Annotated in this window: 17 protein-coding genes; 11 read left to right on the top strand and 6 right to left on the bottom strand. The window is 73.2% G+C overall.

From position 1 onward, the window contains the following. Positions 1-114 precede the first annotated feature (114 nt). Entirely contained in the window at positions 115-2,463 is a 2,349-nt protein-coding gene (locus tag ACFYYR_RS01775; protein WP_388845722.1) for an FHA domain-containing protein, read from the bottom strand. A 184-nt stretch (positions 2,464-2,647) separates the two neighbouring features. On the opposite strand from ACFYYR_RS01775, the gene ACFYYR_RS01770 reads away from it, so the two are divergent. Both ACFYYR_RS01770 and ACFYYR_RS01765 read left to right on the top strand, forming a co-directional pair. Beyond that, entirely contained in the window at positions 2,648-3,112 is a 465-nt protein-coding gene (locus ACFYYR_RS01770; RefSeq protein ID WP_388845719.1) for a gamma-glutamylcyclotransferase family protein, read from the top strand. 133 nt (positions 3,113-3,245) lie between these two features. Continuing rightward, the gene (locus ACFYYR_RS01765) at positions 3,246-4,226 is read left to right on the top strand and encodes an adenosine deaminase (RefSeq protein ID WP_388845716.1); all 981 of its coding nucleotides are present in this window, start codon (positions 3,246-3,248) and stop codon (positions 4,224-4,226) included. A 166-nt stretch (positions 4,227-4,392) separates the two neighbouring features. Here ACFYYR_RS01765 and ACFYYR_RS01760 read toward each other — a convergent pair whose 3' ends face one another. Beyond that, positions 4,393-6,486 carry a molybdopterin oxidoreductase family protein gene (locus ACFYYR_RS01760; protein ID WP_388845713.1) on the bottom strand — a complete coding sequence of 698 codons (2,094 nt, stop codon included), beginning with the start codon at positions 6,484-6,486 and terminating at the stop codon, positions 4,393-4,395. 395 nt (positions 6,487-6,881) lie between these two features. Between ACFYYR_RS01760 and ACFYYR_RS01755 the strand changes: the two genes are divergently transcribed. Then, entirely contained in the window at positions 6,882-7,181 is a 300-nt protein-coding gene (locus ACFYYR_RS01755; protein ID WP_388845710.1) for an NIPSNAP family protein, read from the top strand. Here ACFYYR_RS01755 and ACFYYR_RS01750 read toward each other — a convergent pair whose 3' ends face one another. Both ACFYYR_RS01750 and ACFYYR_RS01745 read right to left on the bottom strand, forming a co-directional pair. Then, entirely contained in the window at positions 7,182-10,721 is a 3,540-nt protein-coding gene (locus ACFYYR_RS01750; protein WP_388845707.1) for an AAA family ATPase, read from the bottom strand. A 272-nt stretch (positions 10,722-10,993) separates the two neighbouring features. Then, entirely contained in the window at positions 10,994-11,770 is a 777-nt protein-coding gene (locus tag ACFYYR_RS01745; RefSeq protein ID WP_388845704.1) for a vancomycin high temperature exclusion protein, read from the bottom strand. A 340-nt stretch (positions 11,771-12,110) separates the two neighbouring features. On the opposite strand from ACFYYR_RS01745, the gene ACFYYR_RS01740 reads away from it, so the two are divergent. From ACFYYR_RS01740 to ACFYYR_RS01710, 7 genes are all read left to right on the top strand, one after another. Continuing rightward, positions 12,111-13,031 carry a sirohydrochlorin chelatase gene (locus ACFYYR_RS01740; RefSeq protein WP_388845701.1) on the top strand — a complete coding sequence of 307 codons (921 nt, stop codon included), beginning with the start codon at positions 12,111-12,113 and terminating at the stop codon, positions 13,029-13,031. 309 nt (positions 13,032-13,340) lie between these two features. Then, positions 13,341-14,696, top strand: a complete 1,356-nt coding sequence (locus ACFYYR_RS01735; protein ID WP_388845698.1) for a deoxyguanosinetriphosphate triphosphohydrolase — start codon at positions 13,341-13,343, stop codon at positions 14,694-14,696. Positions 14,697-15,183: 487 nt separating this feature from the next. After that, positions 15,184-16,446: an NAD(P)/FAD-dependent oxidoreductase gene (locus tag ACFYYR_RS01730; protein ID WP_388845695.1), complete on the top strand. Its 1,263-nt coding sequence runs from the start codon at positions 15,184-15,186 to the stop codon at positions 16,444-16,446. A gap of 237 nt (positions 16,447-16,683) precedes the next feature. Next, entirely contained in the window at positions 16,684-17,145 is a 462-nt protein-coding gene (locus ACFYYR_RS01725; protein ID WP_388845693.1) for a GNAT family N-acetyltransferase, read from the top strand. 136 nt (positions 17,146-17,281) lie between these two features. Beyond that, positions 17,282-19,204 carry a DNA primase gene (dnaG, locus tag ACFYYR_RS01720; RefSeq protein WP_388845690.1) on the top strand — a complete coding sequence of 641 codons (1,923 nt, stop codon included), beginning with the start codon at positions 17,282-17,284 and terminating at the stop codon, positions 19,202-19,204. A gap of 324 nt (positions 19,205-19,528) precedes the next feature. Beyond that, the gene (locus tag ACFYYR_RS01715) at positions 19,529-20,911 is read left to right on the top strand and encodes an RNA polymerase sigma factor (RefSeq protein ID WP_388845687.1); all 1,383 of its coding nucleotides are present in this window, start codon (positions 19,529-19,531) and stop codon (positions 20,909-20,911) included. Between the two features lie 144 nt (positions 20,912-21,055). Further along, complete coding sequence (locus ACFYYR_RS01710; RefSeq protein WP_388845684.1) at positions 21,056-21,574, top strand: DUF1203 domain-containing protein; 519 nt, start codon at positions 21,056-21,058, stop codon at positions 21,572-21,574. A 303-nt stretch (positions 21,575-21,877) separates the two neighbouring features. On the opposite strand, the gene ACFYYR_RS01705 is transcribed toward ACFYYR_RS01710, so the two are convergent. Both ACFYYR_RS01705 and ACFYYR_RS01700 read right to left on the bottom strand, forming a co-directional pair. Continuing rightward, on the bottom strand, positions 21,878-22,609 hold the full coding sequence (locus ACFYYR_RS01705; RefSeq protein WP_388845681.1) for an alpha/beta hydrolase: 732 nt from the start codon (positions 22,607-22,609) through the stop codon (positions 21,878-21,880). 312 nt (positions 22,610-22,921) lie between these two features. Continuing rightward, a complete protein-coding gene (locus tag ACFYYR_RS01700) occupies positions 22,922-24,007 on the bottom strand; it encodes a DUF5937 family protein (RefSeq protein WP_388845678.1) in 1,086 nt (361 codons plus the stop codon). 99 nt (positions 24,008-24,106) lie between these two features. Here ACFYYR_RS01700 and ACFYYR_RS01695 point away from each other — a divergent pair, with 99 nt between their 5' ends. Then, entirely contained in the window at positions 24,107-25,348 is a 1,242-nt protein-coding gene (locus ACFYYR_RS01695) for an MFS transporter (protein ID WP_388845675.1), read from the top strand. Positions 25,349-25,537 lie beyond the last annotated feature (189 nt).

The following is a 25,537-nucleotide window of genomic DNA, read 5'->3' as shown; positions in this document are numbered from 1 at the left end:
TCCGCGCCGGGCTCCGTCCCGCCCCCTGCCGCGCCCCGCGCCCCGCCTCGTCCCCGGCCGGCCGGACGGGCCGCCGCACCCGCCCGGTACTCCGCCGCGCACCACGACCACCCGCTACTCCCGCATGACGTCCGGCTCGTGGCGGCGCAGCAGCTTCGTCACCGCGTAACCCAGCAGCACCGACAGCACCACCAACATGCTCATGTCGAGCACCCAGATCCCGGCCGAGTGGTCGTACAAAGGATCCGACGCCACGCTCTGCGGCACGATGCGCTGCAGGTCGACCGTGGCGGCCATGGCGGCCAGCCCCCACCGCGCGGGCACCAGCCACGACAGCTGGTCCAGCCCCGGCACCCCGCTCAGCTTCAGCAGCGCGCCGCAGAACACCACCTGCACGATCGCGAGGAGGACCAGCAGCGGCATGGTGACCTCCTCCTTCCGCACCAGGGCGGACACGAACAGGCCCAGCATCATCGCCGTGAACCCCAGCAGCGCCACGGCCAGCGCGATCTCGACGCCGGCCGGCAGGAACACCCCTTCGCCGCCGGGGGCGTTCAGATCCACCCCGAACAGCCCGACCACGGTCAGCACCACCGCCTGGACCACGGTGATCAGCCCCAGCACCACCACCTTGGACATGAGATACGCCGAGCGGGACAGCCCGACGGCCCGCTCCCGCTGATAGATCGTTCTCTCCTTGACCAGTTCCCGTACCGCGTTGGCGGCGCCGGTCAGGACGGCCCCCACACACAGGATCAGCAGGGTGTTCATCGCCTCCTGCCGGCCGAGCCGGCTGCCGGCGAGGGCGTGTGCCATCGCGCCCATCACGAACGGGAGCACGACCATGACGGCGAGGAAGGTCCGGTCGGCGGCGAGCGCCGCCGCGTACCGCCGGATCAGCGTCCACAGCTGCGACCTCCAGCTCTGGGCCTTCGGCGGCGCCACCGAGCTCTGCGCCTGTTCCCGCGGGCGCTGCGGCTGCTCCGTGGCGGCCACGATGTACCGCCGGTACTGCGCGGAGGCGCGGAACCGCCCGGCCCAGTCCCGCCCGGTGTCGTTCTCGAAGGCCTCGAACGCCTCCGGCCACTCCCGGAAGCCGAAGTACGCCAGGCTCTCCTCCGGCGGCCCGTAGTAGGCGATCCGCCCGCCGGGCGCCAGCACCAGCAGCCGGTCGCACACGTCCAGGCTCAGCACGCTGTGCGTCACCACGATGACGGTCCGCCCGTCGTCCGCCAGCCCCCGCAGCATGTGCATCACCGAGCGGTCCATGCCCGGGTCGAGACCGGACGTGGGCTCGTCGAGGAAGAGCAGCGACGGCTTCGTCAGCAGCTCCAGCGCCACGCTGACCCGCTTGCGCTGGCCCCCGGAGAGGCTGTGGACGTGCTGCCGCACCCGCTGGTCCAGACCCAGCTCGTGGATCACCTCGTCCACCCGGGCCTGCCGCTCCGCCTTCGCGGTGTCCTGGGGGAAGCGCAGCCGTGCGGCGTAGCCGAGGGCCCGGCGCACCGTCAGCTGGGTGTGCAGGATGTCGTCCTGCGGGACGAGCCCGATGCGCTGCCGCAGCTCCGCGTAGTCCCGGTACAGGTCCCGGCCGTCGTAGAGCACCGTGCCCCGGTCCGCGGGCCGCAGCCCGGTCAGCGCGTTGAGCAGGGTCGACTTTCCCGCGCCGCTCGGTCCGACCACCGCGAGCAGGCGCTTTTCGCCCACCGGAAAAGACACGTCGTCCAGCAGCGTCCGGCGCCCCCGGTCGACCCGCACCGTGAGGTCCTGGACCGCGAGCGACACCTCGCCGGTGTCGACGAACTCCTGGAGCTCGTCCCCGGCCAGGCTGAACGCGGAGTGCCCGATCCCGATGATGTCACCGGGCCCGACCAGGGCCCGCAGCACGCGCTGCCCGTTCAGATAGGTGCCGTTGTGGCTGCCGAGATCCACGATCTCGTGCCCGCCGTCCACCCCGGTGACCCGCAGCTCGGCGTGGTGCCGCGACACCGACAGATCGGCGACGACCAGGTCGTTCCCGGCCGCCCGGCCGATCCGCACGGTGCGCTCCGGGGGCAGCGGACGGACCGAGGTCGGCCGCCGGAAGGTGTTGGTGGCGGACGGGTGGGAGACCGCGGGCGGCCGCTCGTACCGCCGGGGCTGCGGCAGCCCGCTGAGCACCGCGCGCGGGCCGTCGGCGGGACTGCCGAAGCGGATGACGGTGCCGGGCCCCACCCCCGACTGCCGGACGCGTTCCCCGTTCGCGTATGTGCCGTTGGTGCTGCCGGTGTCCTCCAGCATCCAGTGGCCCGCGGAGGGACGCAGCACCGCGTGGTGCCAGGAGACCCTGGCATCGCTCAGCACGATGTCGCTCGAGGGATCGCGCCCCACGTGGTACGACCGGCTGGGACGCATCACCCGGGAGTCGCCGTCGGCTTCAAGGACGAGTTCCGGTGCGGCGGGCGCGAACGGCCGCTCTCCCATGTCTGGATTTTACGGCCGGGGCCCCACGGACGCCTTTCCGCGCCCGCCGCGCCGCGCTCCCGGAAGCCGCCCCGATACGGGAGAAACCGCCCGGTCAGGGCGGGGGAGGGCCCCGCTCTCCGCCACCGGGACGCCCCGGTGCAGGCTGGTCCCAGCGCCCCGGCCCCGAGGAGGTACCCCTGCCATGACGACCCGACCGACCCCCGGGGACCCGGCCGCCCCCGAGCGGCTGCCCTTCTTCGTCTACGGCACGCTCCGGCCCGGCCAGGTCAACCACGACCGCTTCCTCCTCGGCCGCACCGTCGCCGAGGATCCGGGGTCGATGCGCGGAGCCGTGCTCTACGAGGGGCCCGGCTGGCCGTACGCCGTCCAGGACCCGCGGGGGGAGATCCGCGGCGAGCTCGTCACCCCGGCCGCCGCCCACTACGACCGGCTGCTCGCGGCCCTCGACGAGCTGGAGGACTACGCCCCCGGCGACCCCGCGAACATCTACGAACGCGTGGTCCGCGAGGTGTTGCCCGCCGCCGGCGGGAGCGCCCGCGCCTGGGTCTACCTCGCCGCGGAACCGGTGGCCAGGCGGTTGCGCACGTCCGGCAGGCAGGTGCGCGGCGGCGACTGGCCGTACGGATCGGCGCGTTACCCTGAATGACCCCTCACCCTGAATGATCACTTCCGCTTCCGGGCGGCCGCACGCCCACAGCCCGTCGTCCCTCAGGCCCGTAACCCGGCTGCCGGCCCCGGTACCGGACCGTCCCCGCAACACAGAGCAGGTGTTCCCGCCCGTGCGCCCGATCCCCACCGCAGAACTGCACCTTCACATCGAAGGCACCCTGGAGCCCGAGCTCGCCTTCGCGCTCGCCGAGCGCAACGGGATCCGGCTGCCGTACGCCGATCAGGACGAGCTGCGCGCCGCCTACTCCTTCTCCGACCTGCAGTCCTTCCTGGACCTCTACTACGCGCTGATGGCGGTGCTGCGCACCGAGGACGACTTCGCGGACCTGGCCGACGCCTATCTGGCCCGCGCCCGGGAGCAGGGGGTCCGGCACGCCGAGATCTTCTTCGACCCGCAGGCCCACACCTCGCGCGGGGTGCCCATCGGGACCGTGATCAACGGCCTCGCCCGCGCGCTGGACGCCGCCCCGGAGAAGCACGGCATCACCACCCGGCTGATCATGTGCTTCCTGCGCGACGAGAGCCCGGAGTCCGCCGTGGCGACCTTCGAGAGCGCCCGCCCCCACCTGGACCGGATCACCGCGGTCGGGCTGGACTCCGCCGAGGTCGGCAACCCGCCGTCCGCCTTCCGCGAGGTGTACGCGCTGGCCCGCGAGGCCGGTCTCAAGTGCGTCGCGCACGCCGGGGAGGAGGGCCCGCCGTCCTATGTGTGGGAGGCGCTGGACGTGCTCGGCGTCGACCGGGTCGACCACGGCGTGCGGTCCCTGGAGGACGCGGCCCTCGTCGCCCGGCTGGTCGCCGACCAGGTGCCGCTGACGGTCTGTCCGCTGTCGAACGTCCGGCTGCGCGTCATCGACCGGCTGGAGGACCACCCGCTGCGGCTGATGCTGGACGCCGGGCTGCTGGTCACCGTCAACTCCGACGATCCCGCCTACTTCGGCGGCTACCTGCACGACAACATGGTGGCCGTGACCGACGCCCTCGGGCTGGACGAGGAGACCGTGCGCACCCTGGCCCGCAACTCCTTCCGGGCGTCCTTCCTGGACGAGCCCGCCAAGGAGGCGTATCTGCGGGAGATCGACGCCCACTGACGCCCATGGACGTCCACTGGCACCGGCGGACCGGCGGGACCGGTCCGCCGGCCGGAGGGGCGGGGGCCGTGCTGCCGGGGTGCCCGTGCCGGTCGGCCCGGTTCACCGGAGGAGCCGGTCGGGAACGGCGCCTGCACGATGGCCGCGCACCGGCCCCGCGCCGGGGTCAGCCGTCCGCCGGGGCCGCCTCCAGCCGGACCGCGCAGACCTTGAACTCCGGCATCCGGGACGTCGGGTCGAGCGCCGGGTTGGTCAGCGAGTTCGCCCGGCCGGCCCCCGGCCAGTGGAAGGGCATGAAGACCGTGTCGGGGCGGATATCGGTCGAGATCCGGGCCGGTGCGACCGCCCGCCCGCGGCGGGAGACCACCGCCACCGGGCTGCCCTCGGACACCCCCACCCGCTCGGCGAGCCGCGGATGCAGCTGTACGAACGGCCCCGGAGCGGCCGTGTTCAGCTCGTCGACGCGCCGGGTCTGGGCTCCCGACTGGTACTGGGCCAGCACCCGGCCCGTCGTCAGCAGCACGGGGTAGTCGGCGTCCGGCTCCTCGGCGGCGGGCCGGTGCGTCACCGGGACGAACCGCGCCCGCCCGTCGTCGGTGGCGAACCGGTCGAGAAAGAGCCGGGGCGTGCCGGGGTGCGGCCGGCCGGCGTCCGGACAGGGCCAGAACACCCCGTCCTCCGCGGCGATCCGGCCGTAGGTGATGCCGGCGTAGTCGGCGGGGCCGCCCGCCGAGGCGCGGCGCAGCTCGTCGAAGACCTCCTCCGGATCGGTGGGGAACCCCTTCTCCCGGCCCAGCCGGGCCGCGAGGCCGCTCAGCACGTCCAGATCCGAACGGACCCCGGGCGGCGGGTCGAGGGCCCTGCGGCGCAGCAGCACCCGGCCCTCCAGGTTGGTGGTGGTGCCGGTCTCCTCCGCCCACTGCGTCACCGGCAGCACCACATCGGCGAGTTGCGCGGTCTCGGAGAGCACCACATCGGCGACGGCGAGGAAGTCCAGGGAACGCAGCCGCTCCTCGATGTGGGCGGCGCGGGGCGCGGAGACCACCGGGTTGGAGCCCATCATCAGCAGCGCCTTCACCTCGGTGCCCAGGGCGTCCAGCAGCTCGTAGGCGCTGCGGCCGGGGCCCGGCAGCTCGTCGGGGTCCACGCCCCACACGTCCGCCACATGGGCGCGCGCCGCCGGGTCGGTGAGCTTGCGGTAGCCGGGCAACTGGTCGGCCTTCTGGCCGTGTTCGCGTCCGCCCTGCCCGTTGCCCTGCCCGGTGAGGCAGCCGTAACCGGCGTGCGGGCGCCCGGCGTTCCCGGTGGCCAGGCACAGGTTGATCCAGGCGCCCACGGTGTCGGTGCCCTTGGACTGCTGCTCGGGCCCGCGGGCGGTCAGCACCATCGAGGCGGGCGCGTCGCAGAACAGGGCGACCGCCCGGCGCAGTTGCGGCAGCGGCACACCGGTGATCCGCTCCACCAGCTCCGGCCAGTGCGCCATCGCCGCGGCACGGGCCTCAGGCCAGCCGGAGGTCCGGGCGGCGATGAACTCCTCGTCCAGCCTGCCCTCCGCGACCACCAGGTGCAGCAGACCCAGCGCGAGGGCCAGATCGGTGCCGGGGCGCGGCGCGAGGTGCAGGTCGGCCTGGTCGGCGGTGCGGGTCCGGCGCGGATCGATGACGATCAGGGTCCCGCCGTTCTCCTTCAGCTCGGTGAGGTAGCGGACGGCCGGGGGCATGGTCTCGGCGAGGTTGGAGCCGACCAGGATCACGCAGCCCGCGCCGGGAATGTCCGCCAGCGGGAACGGCAGCCCGCGGTCCAGCCCGAACGCCCGCTGGTGCGCGGCGGCGGCCGACGCCATGCAGAAGCGCCCGTTGTAGTCGATCTGCGAGGTGCCCAGTGCCACCCGGGCGAACTTCCCGAGGGCGTACGCCTTCTCGTTGGTCAGCCCGCCGCCCCCGAACACACCGACCGCGTCCGGGCCGTGCCCGGCGCGCGCCCCGGCGAGATCGGCGGCGATCCGGTCCAGGGCCTCCTCCCAGCCGGCCGGTTCGAGCTCCCCGGCGGCGGATCGGACCAGCGGCTCGGTCAGCCGCACCCGGGAGGACAGCACGGCGGGCGCGGTCCGGCCCTTGCCGCACAGGGCGCCCCGGTTGACGGGGAACGCCGTCCGTTCCACCACCTCCACCCCGCCCGCCCCGGGCTGCAGTCCCATGCCGCACTGCAGCGAGCAGTACGGACAGTGGGTGTCGACGGGGGCCGCGGTCTCGGTGCGCATGCGGCCAGCGTGCGTCGGGGGTGTTACGGCCCGGGACTCCCCGCGTTACACCCGGCGCACGGTCACCTCAGCGGGCGCGCGGGGGCGGGGTGAGGAGTGGGGGCCGGTGGCGCCCATGGACTTTTGTCGGGCGCCACCAACGGCCGAACGTCCCCATACCTGGGGCCGCGGTCTCACCCTGGCGGCGTGTCCTGCTGGAGACGGGGGACTGTGCGGCGGGCAGCTTCCGTCGACCGACGTCAACTGATCCGTGATCCGCATGGCGGCAGCGGGGAGGAAGGGGCGCAGTTCGTCGGCCTTCGTTGTGCGTCGTCCGTACGGTTCCGGCCACCCGCTGCCCATGGCCTGGGTAGCCTGAGGACCAACGCCGCGCCTTGCCCGGGAGGGACGTCCAGATGCCGAGGACCACCCAGCTCCGCACGTACACCGTCCGGGAGGGCCTGCTGGACGAGTGGGTGGAGCGGTGGCGTGCAGAAATCGTTCCTCTCCGCCTGGAGCTGGGGTTCGGTATCGGCGGCGCCTGGATCGACCGCGAGCGCAACCAGTTCGTTTGGCTGATCTCCTACGACGGCCCCGAGTCGTTTGCCGAGCGCAACGCGATGTACTGGGCGTCGTCGGCGCGCAAGGAGATGGGCCTCGATCCGGACGAGTATCTGTTGCACACCGATGACCGCTCGGTCGAGGAGCGGTACTGACTACGGCGGGGTGAGCGGCAGCAGGTGCTGACGCCGCTCTTCCTCGCCGAGCGTGCGGAAGACCCGTCCCCGGGCATGTGCTTCGAGCCGGTCGAAGTCAGGGTCGGCGGCCCATACGCGGGCCGTTCCGTCGAAGGACGCGGTGAGCAGCCGGGTGCTGTCCCGCGACCAGGCAACCGAGGTGACCTTGTCCTGGTGTACGCCGACGACCGCAATCTCCGTGAAGGTGGCGGAGGACCAGACTCGTACGGTTCGATCGTCCGAGCCGGTCGCGATGAACCTTCCGTCGGGAGACCATGCGATGGCGCGGACCCGGCCCTCGTGGCCCTTCATGATGTCGATACGGCGTCCCGTGGCCACGTCCCACACGGCGGCTGTCCAGTCACCGGACGCCGTCGCGACGCGTAGTTCGTCCGGGGCCCAGGCGACGTCGTCCACGTAGTTGTCGTGGCCGCGCAGGACGGTGAGCTGTCGGCACTCGGTGACGTCCCACAGCCGGCAGGTGCGGTCGTCCGAGGAACTGGCGAGCATCCTGCCGGCGGGCGACCATGCGATACGGCTGACCCAGTCTTGATGCCCGGTCAGCGCCTGCAACTCGGCGCCGGTCCGCGCAGAGCGGACGCGAACGGTGCCGTCGTGCCCGCCAGTGGCGATCCGGCTGCCGTCCGGGGACCAGGAGCACGCCTCCACGACCTCGCCACGATGCTCGAACAGAACGCTTCCGGTGTCGTCCATGACCCGGAAGAGGCCGTCGTTGGTGCCGAGCGCAAGCCGGTTGTCCAGCGGAGAGCAGGCCACAGACCACACCCGGTCGCCGAGGAGTACCGTCTGCCCGCTGGGAGTCCCGGTCGTCGCGTCCCAGCGCCGCACCGTGCCGTCGTCGGAGGCGGTGGCGAGACGGCTTTCGTCAAGGGACCACGCCGCCTGGTTCACGGGGCCGGTGTGCCCGTGGACCAGTACGCGCTCGGCCCCCCGGGGCCGCAGGTCCCAGATGAATCCTGTGCCGTCGGTCGAGCCGGTGGCGAGCTGTGTGCCCGTCGGCGACCAGTCCACTCCCCATACGGTGTCGGTGTGGCCGCGCAATACGGCCAGGACCTTCGCATCCTCGGTGCTGACGACGCGCACGCTCCGATCTGACGAGGCGGAGGCCAGCATCCGGCCGTCCGGGGACCATGCCAGGTTCCATACGTAGTCGGTGTGTCCGCGCATCAGGAGTCGCAGCTCGCCAGTCTCCGCATCCCAGATGCGGGCGGTGTGATCGCCCGATCCGGTGGCGACACAGCGTCCGTCGGGCGACCACGCCACGCCCTCGACGAAATCCGAGTGGCCGGTCAGCTGCGCCACCGCCGCGCTCGTTGCCAGGTTCCACACGATCGCCGTCTGGTCGTGGGAGGCGGAGGCGAGGCGGGTGCCGTCGGGGGACCATGCGACGCCCCAGACATCGTCGCGGTGCCCGCGCAGTTCCTGCACAGGAGTGGCTGTACCAGTTTCCCAGACGCGTACGACGCAGTCCTTCGATGTGGCCGCGATGTGTCGGCCGTCGGGCGACCAGGCCACCTGCCTGCCGACATCCGTCATGCCGGTCAACAGCAGGTCGGGATTGCCGGAGGAGGCGTCCCAGAGACGGACCACGCGGTCCCGACCAGCGGTGGCGATGTGGGAGGAGTCGGGTGACCAGGCGACCGACTCGACCATCGCACCGTCGGTCGGAAGGACGAGCAGGGGCCGTCCGGATCGGGCGTCGAAGACCCGGGCCGTGCCGTCCCGCGACGCGGTGGCCAGACGGTTCCCGTTGGGGGACCAGGCGATGTCTCGGACCGTGTCCGTGTGCCCGTCCAGCCGGGTACGCAGATGGCTGGCTGCCAGAGCGGTCATCAAGGCCCGGCGTGCCGACGGGGTCGGGGCGCATTCGCCGAGGGCGGCGAGCGACAGGAGAACTGCCTGCTCCGGGTGGGTCTCCGCACCGCCGAGGGCCTGCCGGCCGATGCTGTCCGAGACCCGGCGGAGAAAAGCTTGATCACACTGCTGGGAGGACCGCACCAGGGCGCGGGCAGGTTCCGATGCCTGCCCCGCCTCTTCCAAGGCTTCCAGCCAGCCCTGGGCCAGGGACAATCGTTCTCCTGTCAGCAGGTAGTCGTTGCTGCGGCCGGAGTGTTCCCAGTCCTCGGCCCAACGTTCCAGTTCGGCTCGTTCGCGCAGCCGCTCGACACGCGCCTCGACCTCTTGCCGCAGTGGAGCCCATTGGCGGAACAGGGCCTCGTGCGTCACCTCGGCACAGGGGTCCTGGCCGAACAACGTGTCGTCGCCCACGTCGGACCGCAGCAACCGCGCGTCGACGAAGGCGTCCACGACGTGACGCTCCCGGTCCGTGAGCTCGGACAGCAGTACACGTCGGCGGGCAGCTTCCTGCCCCTGAACGGTGACGAACCTCAGGAGGACACGGAGGACGAAGTCGATGCCCTCGGCCGGGGCGAGTTCGGCCACCGTGTGGTCCGCCTGCCGTGCGAGAGCGCCGGCCACACCACCGAGACCGCGGTACAGATCCTCGGTGACCGTTCCCCCTGGGCCGGAGGCGAAGTAGAGCTCCTGCAAGAGGTAGGCGAGCAGCGGCAAGGCGTCGTCCGCGCCCGTTTCGTCCACGATCGTGTCGACCACTCCAGGAGCGAAGGAGAGGCCCACCATAGCTCCCGGGCGCTCCACCACCTGGGCCAACTGCCCCCTGCTCAATGTCCCGATGGTGAGGGGGTGCTGAACGATCTCTGCGTACCCGGTGCCCAGGAGTCTGCCCAGGAAGTCGACCCTGAGTGTGGCCAGCACGCGGACACCGGAGGCCTGCTCGACACAGGTGCGGAGCGCTTCGAGGAACTGCGCCCGCTCCCGCTCACCGGCGAGAGTGACCACCTCTTCCAACTGGTCGATCACCATGAGCGTGCGGCGGAAGCGCCCGCCTGGCAGCCGCGTCAACTCTCTGACGAGCGCGTTCGGCTCCTGGCGGAGACGCCGCAGGACGGCGCTCACCGGTTCCGCCCCGCCGCTGGCCTCAACGATGGCGGAAGCCAGGGCGCCAAGAGGGTTCGGCCCGGGGGAGAAGGCCGGCAGGACCGTCCAGCGTCGCTCGCGCAGCCGTGGCATCACACCCGCTCTGACCAGAGAGGACTTGCCGCTTCCGGAAGCTCCGACGAGCATGAGGAACCGTTCGGCTGGCTGCTGCGACGACCCGTGCAGCCTGCGGGTCAGCTCGGCGGCTTGCGCCTCACGTCCGAAGAAGACCGCCGCTTCGTCCTCGCCGAAGGCGTCAAGACCGGGGTACGGCACCCGGTCGCGCGGCCAGTCCACGCGCGGCGGTGCGGGATTCTCCAGCCGGTACATGACGATCTGCCCGACGACCATGGCGGTTATCAGCAGCCCGATGGCTGGTACGGATGCCTGCTGAATGACGCGTAACAGCCAGGGCGCGTTGTCTGTATTGGTGGCGTAGTTGGTGACGATGCCGAGCAGACTCGCGACAAGTACCAGCATGATCTGCAGAGCGAGCTGCACGCGCTGCCTCATGAGGCAGCCGCCGGCGCGTCAGCACTTCCTCGCAGCATCCCACGCCCCCGCTCCCCGTCGCCGCAGGACATCATCGAGCCTGGCGGAGCCGATCACAACAGCATGTGACACAACAAGCCATGGCTGTCAGTGGCTCCTCCGCCCGGCCGGTGTACGGATCGGACACCTGCTGCTCAGGGGGTTGGGTGTTCGCGCAGCGCAGTACTTCGGTGCCCCTCGGGTGATGCCGCCCCGCAGCCGGTGTCCGGCGCTGCGGCACCTCAGCCGCCCAGCGCGCGGGCCACCCCGGGCTCGCGGGGGCCGAGGAAGTGGGGTTCCGGGCGCAGGGCCGAGTCCAGGGCCGCCTTGCCCGCGGCGGCGATCTCCCGGGTGCCGCCGTACCACCAGGTCACGTCCTGGGGTTCGGCCACCCCGACGCCGTACGCGTCGATGCCCGCGGCCCCGCAGAGCGCCAGCGCCCGCCGGATGTGGAACCCCTGGCTGACCAGCAGCGCCCGGTCCACCCCGAAGATCCGCTTCGCCCGGGCACAGGAGTCCCAGGTGTCGAAGCCCGCGTAGTCGCTGACGATGTGGCGCCCCGGCACCCCGTGGCGCACGAGATAGCCGCGCATCGCGTCCGGCTCGTCGTAGTCGGTCCGGCTGTTGTCGCCGGTCACCAGCACCACCCGGATCTTCCCCTGCCGGTAGAGCTCGGCCGCCGCCTCCAGCCGGTGCGCGAGGTACGGCGTGGGGCGGCCCCCGAACAGCCCGGCGCCGAAGACCACGGCCACCGGCGCGGACGGGGTGCTCGCGACGTCGCGCATCCGGTCGGACGTGGTCGCGTACAGCCAGGTCATCGGCAGCAGCGCCAGCACACAGGCCAGCACGGCCGCCCGCACGGCCCGGCGTCTCTTCCGGAGGGGCCAGGCCCGCCACCCGGTGCACAGCCGCCGGAGCCCGGGCCATGCTCCGCGGGGTCCGAGCCGCGGCCCTCGGACCCCGGGACGCGGCCTTCCGGCCGGACGTACCCGGAACTGCGGCAGCCGAGGCCCGCCCATCCGATCCTCCCCTGATCGCTTCCCCACCCAGGGGAAGGACGACGGAAGGACGGAAATGGTTCGCACGAGTGATCGACCGGGCGCTCCGCAGGTCCTGCACCGGCGGTCCGCGGGCCCTCCGGGGACGGGCTTCCCCGTCGGGTTCGCCGCCCCGTGAGGCCTCCGAAACCCGGTGTTATTTCGCCGCAACCGCCCGGCAACGACCGGTGGCCAGACTTCCTTCATGACGGCGTCGACACCGCCCGCGGGCACCCCTCGGCCACCCTCGTCCCACCCCGGCAGCCGGCCCCGGAGCCCCGGCCGGCCGGTCCCGGTCCCCCTCGACAGTACGGCGCAGCTCATGTTCCGCATCACCGCACAGCTCAGCAGCCAGTTGCCGCACGCCGGCGCCCGCAGCCTGCGGCGCCCGCTGCCCGGCGACCGCCGACGGCCCCCGGCCCTGGTCGCGGTCGCCCACGGCAGCCGCGACCCGCGCGCCCTGCGCACCGTCCGGACTCTCCTCGACCGGGTCCGGGCCCTGCGGCCCGAGGTCCCCGTCCGGCTCGGGCACATCGAGCTCAACGCGCCACTGCTGCCCGACACGCTGGCCGCCCTGCGCGGCGAGGCCGTGCTGGTGCCGCTGCTGCTCGGCCGCGGCCACCATGTGAAGCACGACATCCCGGAGGCCCTCGCCGCCGCGGCCGGGCTGCGGGCCCGGATCGCCGCGCCGCTCGGCCCGCATCCGCTGCTCGCCGAGGCGCTGCACGGCCGGCTCGTCGAAGCGGGCTGGCCCGCCGCGGGGGCGACGGATTCCGGCCACCACCCGGGCGGTACCGCGGGATCCGGCCACTCCATCGGCGCGGGCGCAGACTGCGGCGAACCGGCAGGAACCCGGACGGAAATGGAGCGCGGTGCCGTGGTGCTGGCCGCCGCGGGCTCGCGCGACCCCGACTCCGCCGTCGACACCGCGGCCACCGCCGAACTGCTCTCCGCCCGGCTCGGCGGAGTGCCCGTCCTGCCCGCCTACGCCTCGGCCGCCGGCCCCACCGTGCCCGACGCGGTGGCCGAGCTCCGCGCCCGCGGCCACGAGCGCGTCGCTGTCGCCTCCTACTACACCGCCCCGGGCCGGTTCGCCGTCCGGAGCGCGGCCGAGGCTCCGGGGATCGCCGCCGCCCCGCTCGGCGCCCACCCGGCCATGGCCCGGCTGCTGCTGCACCGCTACGACGAGGCGCTCGCCACCGCACCCGTACGGACAGGGGAGCGGCGCCCGGCCGCGGCGTGAGGCTCCGGGCTCCCGAGCCGCGTGACAGCCCCGCCCCCGGGACGCCGCGTGACGTCCCGGCCCGGGGACCGCACCGGGCGGGCAGCGGCCCGCGACGGGAGGCGGGACGACGGCGGGCGGGACGACGGACAGGCCCGGCGGGAAGGCAGAGACGAGCGCGCCGGCCCCCGCGGGAAGGCAGAGACGAGCGCGCCGGCCCCGCGGGGGCAGAGAAGAGAGAGCCGAGGACGAAGGGCAGCGCGGAACCGATTCCTCCCCCGCGCGACCGGCGGTGCCCCGGCTGTCGGCCGCGCCCGTTACCGTCCCTCTATGGCAGGAAACGACCGGGTGAGCTCCTTTCCCGCGCGGGAGACCGCACAGGAGCAGTACGGCCCCTACGCCGGGGAGGACGTCGAGCGCCGGGCCCCCGAGCCCGACAAGCGCCCCGGCCGCACGGCCTTCCAGCGCGACCGGGCCCGGGTCCTGCACTCCGCCGCGCTGCGCCGGCTGGCCGGGAAGACCCAGGTGGTCACCCCCGGTTCGGCACCCCACGACCCGGCCTCCGGCGACCGGTCGCTGTCCTGGGACGCCAGCCCGCGCACCCGGCTGACCCACTCCCTCGAATGCGCCCAGGTCGGGCGCGAGCTCGGGGCGGCGCTCGGCTGCGACCCCGACCTCGTCGAGACCGCCTGCCTTGCCCACGACCTCGGCCACCCGCCGTTCGGGCACAACGGCGAACAGGTCCTCAACGACTTCGCCAAGGAGTGCGGCGGCTTCGAGGGCAACGCCCAGTCGCTGCGGCTGCTCGCCCGCCTGGAGCCCAAGCGGTTCGTGCGCGACGCGGACGGCGAGCAGGTCAGCGTGGGCCTCAACCTCACCCGCGCCGCGCTCGACGCCGCCACCAAGTACCCCTGGGTGCGCGGCGGTCACCCCACCGACCCCGACTCCCCGAAGTTCGGCGTCTACGCCGACGACCTCCCGCTGTTCCACTGGCTGCGGCAGGGCGCGCCGGAGCACCGGCAGTGCTTCGAGGCCCAGGTCATGGACTGGTCGGACGACGTGGCGTACTCCGTCCACGACGTGGAGGACGGGCTGCACGCCGGGCACCTCGACCCCGGTCTGCTGCTCGCCGAGCCCGAACGCCGGGAGGTCTTCGCCTGCGCCGTCGCCCGCTACGCCCCGCCCGGCACCGAACCGGACGAGCTCGCCGGGGCCCTGGACCGGCTCATGGAGCAGGAGTGGTGGCCGCACGGCTACGACGGCTCGGCCCTCGCCCAGGCCCGTCTCAAGGACGCCACCAGCCAGCTCATCGGGCGGTTCTGCCTCGCCGCGGAGAGCGCCACCCGCAAGGCGTACGGCCCCGGCCGGCTCACCCGCTACGCCGCCGAGCTGGTCGTCCCGCGGGCCGCCCGGCTGGAGTGTGCGGTGCTGAAGGCCGTCGCCGACCTCTATGTGATGCAGCGCGACGAGCAGGAACAGGTCCGCGCCGACCAGCGCGTCGTCCTCGGGGAACTGGCCGAGGCCCTCAGCGCCCGCGCCCCCGAGGGCCTCGACCCGCAGTTCCGCGCGCTGTACAACGCGGCCGCCGACGACCGGGCGCGGCAGCGGGTCGTCGTCGACCAGATCGCCGCGCTGACCGACGCCACGGCCCGGAGCCTGCACGCCCGCCTCACCCGGGGGCGCTGAACCGTCCGGGGGCCGCTGATCACCGGGGCGGGGAGCCGCGCCGCGGGCCGGGGCCGCCGCCAAGCGCACGGCAGGTCCCCGGGGCCGGGCCCCGGACGCCGATGCCGCGACACCCCCACGACACCCCGCCCCGAACCGACACACCGTCACGACACCCCGACCCGAACGGCCGGACCGCACCCGAACGGCGGGACGGGGCACGGGACACCGGGGCGGAGGGGGCCTCTTCCCGCATCACGCTCCGTGCGGGAGGCTCGCCTGAGGCGAGAAGAGCGGGGGACCATGGAGACTGGCTCAGGGGTCCTTGCACCATGAGCGTCCGATGAGGTCGCGTGGTCCGGTGCCGTGCATCGCAGGGCGCCGGAGAGTTCTGGTAGCGGAGCCACCAGAACTCTCCGGCAACGTGGCGAGGTGCGGTGCCGGACCACGCGACCCGGGCGGGCATAGTGCAGGAACCCCTTAAGGCCCGGCAGCGAGGAGGCACCAAGTGGTCGACGCACATCAGACGTTCGTCATCGTCGGAGGAGGGCTGGCAGGGGCGAAAGCCGCCGAAACCCTGCGGTCGGAGGGGTTCACCGGACGGGTCATCCTCATCTGCGACGAGCGCGACCACCCGTATGAGCGTCCACCGCTGTCCAAGGGCTACCTCACCGGGGCCGCCGAGCGGGAGAGCGTCTTCGTCCACGAGCCCGCCTGGTACGCCCAGGCCGAAATCGAACTCCACCTCGGCCAGCCCGCGGTGAACCTCGACCGCGCGGCCAAGGCCGTCACCCTGGGCGACGGCACCCGCGTCCACTACGACAAGCTGCTGCTCGCCACCGGCGCCGAGCCGCGCCGCCTCGACATCCCCGGCACCGGCCTGGCCGGCGTGCACCATCTGCGCCGGCTCGCCCACGCCGACCGGCTGCGCCAGGTCCTCGCCACGCTGGGGCGGGACAACGGCCATCTGGTCATCGCAGGCGCCGGCTGGATCGGACTCGAAGTCGCCGCCGCGGCCCGGGGCTACGGCGCCGAGGTCACCGTCGTCGAACCGCTGGCCACCCCGCTGCACTCCGTCCTCGGGCCCGAACTGGGCGCCCTCTTCACGGATCTGCACCAGGAGCACGGCGTCCGCTTCGACTTCGGCTCCCGGCTCACCGAGATCGTCGGCCAGGACGGCATGGTGCTCGCGGCCCGCACCGACACCGGCGAGGAGCACCCGGCCCACGGCGTGCTCGCCGCGATCGGCGCCGCCCCGCGCACCGCGCTGGCCGAGTACGCCGGGCTGGAGCTCGTGGACCGGGCCCACGGCGGCGGCATCGCCGTCGACGAGTCGCTGCGCACCTCCGACCCGGACATCTACGCGGCCGGCGACGTCGCCGCCGCCCAGCACCCCACCATCGGCACCCGGCTCCGCGTCGAGCACTGGGCCAACGCCCTCAACGGCGGCCCGGCCGCCGCCCGCGCCATGCTGGGCAACCCGGTCTCCTACGACCGGGTGCCGTACTTCTTCTCCGACCAGTACGACGTCGGGCTGGAGTACTCCGGGTACGCGCCGCCCGGCGTCTACGACCAGGTGCTGGTCCGCGGCGACGTCGGCAAGCGGGAGTTCATCGCCTTCTGGCTCCGCGAGGGGCGGCTGCTGGCCGGCATGAACGTCAACGTCTGGGACGTCACCGGACAGATCCAGGAGCTCATCCGCGCCGGGAACCGGCTGGACCCGGAGGCCCTCGCCGACCCCTCGGTGCCGCTGTCGTCCTTGGTCGCCTAGGCCCTGCCGTCGAACTCCCGTCTGCCCCGCGACGCCATGCACGCTCCTCCCGCTGCCCGAAGGGCGCGGGAGGTACCCCCTCTGGCCGTCCCGGGTCCTGGCCCGAGTACGTCCGGTACGAGGCTCAGGGCCCGGCACGCCGAGAGCATGCACCTGACGCCCCGGAGCCCGCCCTCCGGGCGGACGACGGGAGTCCGACGACAGGACCCAGGGCGAAGATCACGTAGCGTGGGCGCCATGGCGATTCCCACAGCTGTCGTCCCGGTGTCGGAGATCTTCGAGCTGCGCCGGTCGGTGCTGCGCGCCGGCCTGCCCGCGGAGACCGCGGTCTTCCCGGAGGACTCCGACCCGGACGTGTTCCACATCGCCGCCTACGACGGGAGCGGGGCCCTGCGGGCCTGCGGCACCTTCTTCCCGGACCCGCTCCCCGAGGCCGCCGCGCCCGGCGGCCGGACCCCCGCCTACCGCTTCCGCGGCCTGGCCAGCGACCCCGAGGTCCGCGGCCAGGGGTACGGGCAGGCCGTGCTGGCGGCGGGGCTGGCCGAGATCAAGGCCCGGGACGTCCGCCACGTCTGGTGCAACGGCCGCACCCCGGCCACCGGCTTCTACCAGCGGCAGGGCTTCACCCGGCTGGGTGAGGAGTTCGTCCTCGACCCGGGCGGCGCCCACTACGTCTTCGTGCGGGAGCTCACGGACTGAACCCGGCCCCGGACGGGGCGCCGGGAGCCGTCGGAGTGCGGCGGGGGAGCGGCTGCGGTGCCGTGGGGGAGCCGCCGCCGGGCAGCGGGGAGCCGTCGCCGTCGGGTGCCGCGAGCTGTCGCCGTAGACTTCACCCGTGGCAGGCAGGATCAACGACGACGATGTGAAGGCGGTCCGGGACGCGGTCCCGATCGACGCCGTCGTCTCCGAGTACCTCCAGCTGCGCAACGCCGGCGGAGGCAACCTCAAGGGCCTCTGTCCGTTTCACGATGAGAAGTCGCCATCGTTCCAGGTGAGTCCCAGTAAGGGGCTTTTCTACTGCTTCGGCTGCCAGGAGGGCGGCGACACCCTCGACTTCGTGATGAAGGTCGACCACCTCTCCTTCTCCGAGTCCGTCGAGCGGCTCGCCGCCCAGGCGGGCATCACCCTCCGGTACGAGGAGGGCGGCTACACCCCGGGCCGGCAGCAGGGCGAGCGCATCCGCCTGGTCGAGGCGCACCGGATCGCCGCGCAGTTCTACATCGAGCAGCTGGACGGCCCCGAGGCCGAGATCGGCCGGAAGTTCCTCGCCGAGCGCGGCTTCGACCAGGCGGCGGCCCAGCACTTCGGCGTCGGCTACTCCCCGGCGGGCTGGGACCACCTCGTCCGCTTCCTCCGCGGCCGCGGCTTCAGCGACAAGGAGCTGATCCTCTCCGGCCTCGCCCAGGACGGCCGCCGCGGCCCCATCGACCGCTTCCGCGGCCGGCTGATGTGGCCGATCCGCGACATCACCGGCGAGGTCATCGGCTTCGGCGCCCGCAAGCTGCGCGACGACGACAACGGGCCCAAGTACCTCAACACCCCGGAGACCCCGCTCTACCGGAAGTCGCACGTCCTCTACGGCATCGACCTCGCCAAGAAGGACATCGCCAAGAGCAGCCGCGCGGTGGTCGTCGAGGGTTACACCGACGTCATGGCCTGCCACCTCGCCGGGGTCACCACCGCCATCGCCACCTGCGGCACCGCCTTCGCCGGGGACCACATCAAGATCCTCCGACGGCTGCTGATGGACAACTCCGGAGCCGAGGTGGTCTTCACCTTCGACGGCGATGCGGCCGGCCAGAAGGCGGCGCTGCGGGCCTTCGAGGACGACCAGAAGTTCGCCGCCGAGACCTCCATCGCCATCACCCCCGACGGCATGGACCCCTGCGAACTCCGGCTCGCCAAGGGCGACGAGGCCGTGCAGGGTCTGGTCGACTCCCGCACCCCGCTGTTCGCGTTCGCCATCCGGCACGTCGTCGACCGGTACAACCTCGACACCGCCGAGGGGCGCGCCGCCGCGCTGGAGGCGGCGGCCCCGATCGTCGCGGGCATCAAGAACAGCTCCATCCAGCACGAGTACGCGGTCACGCTGGCCGGCCTGCTGGGCATCCTCGACGTGCAGTTCGTCGTCCGCCGTGTCGGCCAGCTCGCCCGCTGGGCCCGCGAGCGGGGGCAGCGCGGCCCCGCCTCCGCCGAGGGCCGGAACGGCCGGCGCGACGGCCGGCCGGCGCAGGACGGGCCGCCGCAGCCCGCCGCACCGCCGGGCCCGCGCGGCCCGGCCCTCAACCTGCGCAGCCCCGCCCACCGGGTCGAGCGGGAACTGCTGAAGCTCGCCCTCCAGCGCCCCGACCTCGTCTCCCCGGCCTTCGACGCCTATGGCGCGGACGAGTTCACCGCCCCGCCCTACGCCACCGTGCGGCAGGCCATCGAGGAGGCCGGGGGAGCGGCCGCCGCGGACCGCGAGTACCTCGCACGGGTCCGGGACGTCGCCCCCGACGACTCCGTCCGCGCCCTGGTCACCGAACTGGCCGTGGAGCCCCTGCACACCCGGCGCGACCCCGACGAGGTCTACGCGGGCGTCCAGCTCGTGGCCGTCCGCCTCGCCGCGGTCAACCAGCGCATCACCGACATCCGCGGCGCGCTCCAGCGCCTCGGCTCGCAGGCGGACCCCGGCCATGTGGCCACCGTGCAGAACGAGTTGTGGGTCCTTCAGCAGTACGGCCAGTCCCTCCGCGAGCGGGGGGCGGCGGCGCTGTAGCGGCCGGCGGGCGTTCGGCCGGTGGTCGTTCGTGCGGCTGCCGCGATCGTCCGCGCCTTCCCGGTGAAGCATCCGCGCCGCGCCGTATCCGCCCGGTCACGGACCGGACTCAAAAGTTGCTGCACGACCCTCGTGGCGGGTGTACGTCTTACCCCACACTGGTGGCCGGTGCCTCAGTCCGCGGAGCGCGGTGCGCCCGGCCGCCCGGCCGGGACCTCCTGCGGATGTCTGTCCGAATGTCCGGAGCGGAGGGTGGCGCAGCCGCAACCGTTCCGCTGCCGGAACGCCCCCGGCCCGGCAGCGATCACCCTGGAGGTCGCCCCCGTGCAATCCCAGACACTCACCGGTGCGGTCAGCAAGGTGCCGCCGCAGACCCTGCCCCCGCACCACCCGGACGCCGGCCCGGCCGCCCTCGGGGCCGACTCGGCACGCGCCTCCGGGACCGGGGCGTCCGGCCCCGGGCCGGCCCGGACGGCGGCTGCCGGTACCGCGGCCGACGCCGAGGCGGACGCCGAGGCCGAGCCCGGCACCGAGTCCGATGCCGGGGCCACGACCGGGTCCGGGTCCGGGTCCACGGCCGGATCCGGACCTGGCCCCGGACTCGGCGAGGCCACCGGCACCGATGCCGGTCGTGAAGCCCCCGCGGCCGGCCCCGACGCCGCTCCGATAACGGGTACGGCGGCCGAGTCCGCGACCGACGACCCGGACCCCGGATCCGAGCCGTCCACGGCCGAGATCGTCGTCGAGGAGATCACCCCCGAGCCCCCGCCCCAGCGCGCCGACACCTCCGGCCCCTCCTCCGACCTCTTCCGCCAGTACCTGCGCGAGATCGGCCGGATCCCGCTGCTCTCCGCCGTCGAAGAGGTCGAACTCGCCCGCCGCGTCGAGGCCGGGCTCTTCGCCGAGGAGAAGCTGAGCAGCACTCCCGCCGCACAGCTCGACTCCCAACTGGCCCTGGATCTAGATCGGTTGGTGGTGCTCGGGCGGATGGCCAAACGCCGGCTCATCGAGGCCAACCTCCGGCTCGTCGTCTCCGTCGCCAAGCGCTACGTCGGCCGGGGCCTGACCATGCTCGACCTCGTCCAGGAGGGCAACCTCGGCCTGATCCGGGCCGTCGAGAAGTTCGACTACGCCCGCGGGTACAAGTTCTCCACCTACGCGACCTGGTGGATCCGTCAGGCCATGTCCCGGGCCCTCGCCGACCAGGCCCGGACCATACGGGTCCCGGTGCACGTGGTCGAGCTGATCAACCGGGTCGTGCGGGTCCAGCGCCGGATGCTCCAGGAACGCGGATACGAACCCACCCCCGGAGAGGTGGCCGCCCATCTCGACCTCTCCGCGGAACGGGTCGGCGAGGTGCTGCGGCTGGCCCAGGAACCGGTGTCGCTGCACGCGCCCGTGGGCGAGGAGGACGACGTCGCGTTCGGCGATCTCATCGAGGACGGTGACGCCGCCTCACCCGTCGAGTCCGCCGCGTTCCTGCTGCTCCGGCAGCACCTCGACGCGGTGCTGTCCACCCTGGGGGAGCGCGAACGGAAGGTCGTGCAACTGCGCTACGGGCTGGTCGACGGCCGCGCCCGCACCCTGGAGGAGATCGGACGGCTCTTCGGCGTGACCCGCGAGCGCATCCGCCAGATCGAGTCCAAGACACTCAGCAAACTCCGCGACCACGCCTACGCCGACCAGCTGCGGGGCTATCTGGACTAGATGATCGATTCCAAGGGGTGGGGATCGTAAGGGGCCTGCGTACAGCGGGTGTGACGTTTCCGGTCAGCTTTGTGCGTGGGCACGCACGAACGTGACGTCCGTTTCCTGCCAGCAGACGCTCGTGCGTCGAGCCAGCATGGGCGCATGACCAGGTACACCGTGCTCCCCGTTGACCCAGCCGTCCTCAAGGAACTGCGTGTCGCCGATGACGCAGGCCGTCCCTGCGTCCCGTACGTCGCGACCCGCGACGACACAGGCTCTCCGCTGCGCTGCTGCCTACGCCCCATCAGGCTCAGCGAGCGGATTGCCCTTGTTTCGTACGCTCCGTTGCGACGCTGGGCCGCCGCGGAGGGTGCGCTTCCAGGCGCGTACGACGAACAGGGTCCCGTCTTCATTCACGCCGATGACTGCGGCGGGTTCACCCCCGGCGAGAACTACCCCTTCGACCGGCCGGGCGCCCTGCGTACCGTGCGCCGCTATGACGCCCAGGGTCATATCGCCGGTGGCCGCCTTCTTGAGATTCCGGTCGACACCACGGCCGGTTTCGACGCAGCCTTCGACGATGCGTTCAGCGACCCGGACGTGGTGCTCGTGCACGTCCGGGCACTGGAGTACGGATGCTTCCACTTCGAGGTGCGACGGCCCTCCACCGAGGAGCAGTAGCCGCCATACCACCTGATTTCAACCTTCCGCTGCCGCTCTTCTCGGTCGTGCCCTGGGCCGCCCGCGATGTGGATGAGTTCTTCAACCAGTGCGTCGTCATCGATATCCCTGCTCACAAGACCTCCTGGACCGTACCTACCTGGCCTCCGTGCAGTCCTTCCGCACAAGAAGAGAGGGGCACAGGACCGCACATCGAGCATCCATCTGAGCTGCCTCGGTTCCGGACCCCGCTCCCGGTCGGCGTGTTCAACCGACCGGGGCGCGGGACCAGCAGAAGCGCCGGGACCAGCAGAGGTGCCGGGATCAGCAGAGGTGCCGGGCGAAGAACCGCACCGTGCTGTCCAGTTCGAAGGGCGGGATCTCCCCGTGCTTGCCGGGGTTGGCGTGCAGGGTCTTCTCACCCGAGGCCAAGGCGTCGAACAGCGCCAGGCTCTCCGCCCGCGGGACCCGCTCGTCGTCCCACTGCACGAGGAACTCCACCGGGACGGTGATCCGCGCGGCGTCCTCGGCCACGGCCCGGGCGCCGCCCAGGCCCAGCACCGCGGCGCGGACCCGGGGTTCGGCGGCGACGAACGGAACGCCGAGCCCACAGCCCAGGGAAACTCCCCAGTAGCCCACCGGACCGGCGCAGACGTGTGAGAGTTCCTGGACCGCGTCGAGGACCGCCCGCCACTCCGGGACGGTCCGGCGGGCCACGAGCGCCTGGAAGGCGGCGATCAGCGGAGCCGGCTCCGCGCCGGACTCCACGCGCGCCTGGTTCTCGGTCGCGATCCGGTTGAGCTCCTCGTCCTTGGGCCGGTCGCCGTGGCCGGGCACGTCGACGGCCGCCACCGCGACACCGCACTCGGCCACGAAGCGGCGCGCCCGCACCGCGACGCCCGGGGCCTTCTTGTGCTGTCCGCCGCCGTGGCCCATCAGGATCAGCGGACGGGAGCCGGCGGCACCTTCGGGTGTCCAGAGCACGCCGGGGATCTCGCCGAGGGTGAAGAGCTGTTCGGTGACGCCGTCGGACGACGTCTCAGAGGTGAAGCGCATGGCGTTCAGCCTTTCGGGATGCCTTCTGCGGGCACTCCCCGGGCCATGCGAGGGAGGGAGCCCCGACCTGTTGCAGCGTTGATCGGTCCCACCTCCTCGGTTCGTGGCGTCGCACGGCGGCGCTGAACGTATCACGCGATCACACCGGTCTCCTGTCCTTTCCGCCCACCGACGGTTCCGGGGAGGGACGTTGTCCGACGCGGCTGGGGCCGCCTGTGACGGCTCCCGGCCCGGACCTGTGCCGGGAAGGCCCTGGCCACTCGGTGATCAGGGTCGCTGATCAGGGTCGCTGATCAGGGGGACCGAAGCCGCTCAGCGCAGTACGGCCGCCAGCAGGTCGGCCCCCAGCGCCGTCAGCTCGGGCAGCTCGAGGGTGTTGCGGACATAGCGGCCGTGCCGCCGGGTCGTGAGCAGGCCCGCGCGGCGCAGCACGGCGAGGTGGCGGGAGACCTCCGGGAGGGAGAGTTCCCAGGCGTGGGCCAGCTCACCGGTGGTGTGCGGGCCGCGCGCCAGGGTGCGCAGCAGCCGCAGCCGTACCGGATGGGAGAGTGCCTCCAGCCGCAGGGTGACCGTTTCCAGCGACACCGGCTCCGCCGGACTCGGCTCGGCCACGGGGTACTGCACCACCGGCTGCCACCCGGGCGCGTGGACCACCACCAGGTGCGGGCTGCCGAAGACGCTGGGGATGAAGGTGACCCCGGTGCCGTGGGCGGAGGTCGCCTTGTCCTGCAGCTTGTCCACGACGATGCAGTCGCCGTCCGGTGCCAGGGCGACCGCGCCGGAGACCGAGGCGAGGGCCGCCCCGGTGCCGTGGCGCCGCAGCAGGTCGTTCTTCAGGCGCAGGTCGGTGGCGAGTTGCACGGCGACGTCCGCCCAGGCGGCGTCGAAGAAGGCCTCGGCGCACTGTTCGAGGGTGTGCCGCACCCGCGCCCGCACGGCCGCCGGGTCGGTGAGCAGCCGTTCCGCGAAGGCCTCCTGCCGTGCGCCGCGGGCCTGCGCCAGGTCCAGGGCCCGCCCGCGCGCGGCCGCGTCGGTGAGCGGTGACGGCGCGGCGAAGCGGTCCCGGCTGCTGCCGCACGTGGTGACGAGCGCGGCGGTCACGTACGTTGCGTCGTCGATCCGGTCCACGTCGTCCAACTCCTCGGCGAGGGTCGGCCGGGGCCGGGCGGGGAGCAGGAAGTCGGCCTGGGAGGAACGCCAGAGGAACTCCGCCTCCCGCAACCGCTCGTCCAGCTCCGGCCGCAGCCCGGACCGGACGTCCGCGGCCCAGTCGGCGAGCTGCGGATGGTGCCCCGGTTCGGCGAGCACGTGCAGCATCGCGGTCAGCTCGGCCAGCGGGGAGGCGGCGAAGCGCAGGCCCTCGGACGGCAGGCCGCTGATGTCGATCCTCAACGTCATCCCCTCAGCATCACCGACCGGTCAACCCGCGCCGGCGTCGGTTGACGGTGTCCGTCAACCGGCATGGCCCGCCCGGCGGCCGGACCCACCGTTGGCGCCATGGCAACCACCACCAAGAGCCGGTCCCGTGCCCTCGTCCGTGCCTCCGGAGGCCCCCGCTACGCCGTCGCCCTGATGGTGGACGCGCTCGGCACCGGCCTGCTGCGGCCCTTTCTGCTGCTTTACGGAGTGACGGTGCTGAGGCTGTCCGCACCGGCCACCGGCATCGCCATGACGGCCGGCATCGTCGTGGGGCTGGTGTGCATGCCCGCGGTGGGCCGCTGGCTGGACCGGGGCGCACGCAGCACGGTCGTGGCGGCGTCGATGCTCGTGCGGGCGCTGGGCGTGGCGCTGCTGCTGGCCACCCCGGCCGGGCACGTCTGGCCGTTCGCGGCGGCGGCGCTCTTCCTCGGCATCGGCAACCAGGCCTGGCCGGCCGCCCACGCGGCGCTCGTGGCCACGGTCGCCCACGGCCGGGAGCGCGACGCCGCTCTCGCGGCAGGCCGCGCCCTGCGCAACGCCGGCCTGGGCGTGGGCGCGCTCCTCGCCACCGCCTGCCTGGCGGGCGGCACCGGCGCACTGCGGGCGCTGGCAGCCGGCACCGGGCTCGCCTATCTCGCCGCGGCGGCCCTGGCGTGGTCGGTCCACCTCCACGCACGGACGGCCGCTGCCCCGGCCGAGGACGGCGCCGACGGGCCCGCACCGCGGATGCGCGCGCTGCTGACCGCCAACGTGGTCTACGTCTTCTGCCTCAACGTCCCCGAAATCGCGCTGCCCCTGGTCCTGGTGACCCAGTTGCACGCCTCCCCGGTGTGGTCGGCGGCCGTCTTCGTGGCCAACACGGTGCTGGTGGTCACCCTGCAGGTCCCGGTCACCGTCCTGCTGTCCCGCTTCTCCCGGCGGGCCGTGCTGGCTCTCGGCGGCGTGGTACTCGCCGCGTCCTACCTCGGCTTCCTCGCGGCCACCTCACTGGGACCCGGCTGGGCTGCCCCGGCCGTCGCCGCGGTGTCCGTCGTCTGCACGATCGGCGAGATCATCTATGCCGGCAGCGCCACCGCGCTCGTCACCGCCCTCGCCCCGGCCCATGCCCTGGGAAGCGCCCTCGCCCGCTTCGAACTCTCCACGGGCTTCGGCCTCGCCGTCTCCCCGGCGGCCATCACCGCTCTCGCCCCCCACGGCCCGGCCGCGCTCTGGGGCGGCCTCACCGCCGCGACGCTCCTGTCCGCCTCGGCCGTCGCCACCGAGAAGGACCGGGAGCCGCGGACCGGCGGTTGCCGCGGCCGGTTGCCGGCGGGCTCGTGAGCCCGGAGCCGTCGCCTCTGGCCCCGCCGGCCTTCTGCACACCGTCCGTCAGCCGATTCCACGTCGTGGGAACGCGCGCCCGATCCCGATGCCCCTGCAGATGCCGAGATGCCGACGCCGGACTGGTGACGGTCCCCGCTGGGGGTATCCCCAGTCCGGTCCTGGGGAGCACCGGATCGCGACCCGTTG

The organism is Streptomyces sp. NPDC001922 (assembly GCF_042891165.1).
Taxonomy (GTDB): Bacteria; Actinomycetota; Actinomycetes; order Streptomycetales; family Streptomycetaceae; genus Streptomyces.
The sequence above is the reverse complement of the archived record's forward strand: the minus strand, read 5'-3'. Positions and strand labels throughout refer to the sequence as shown.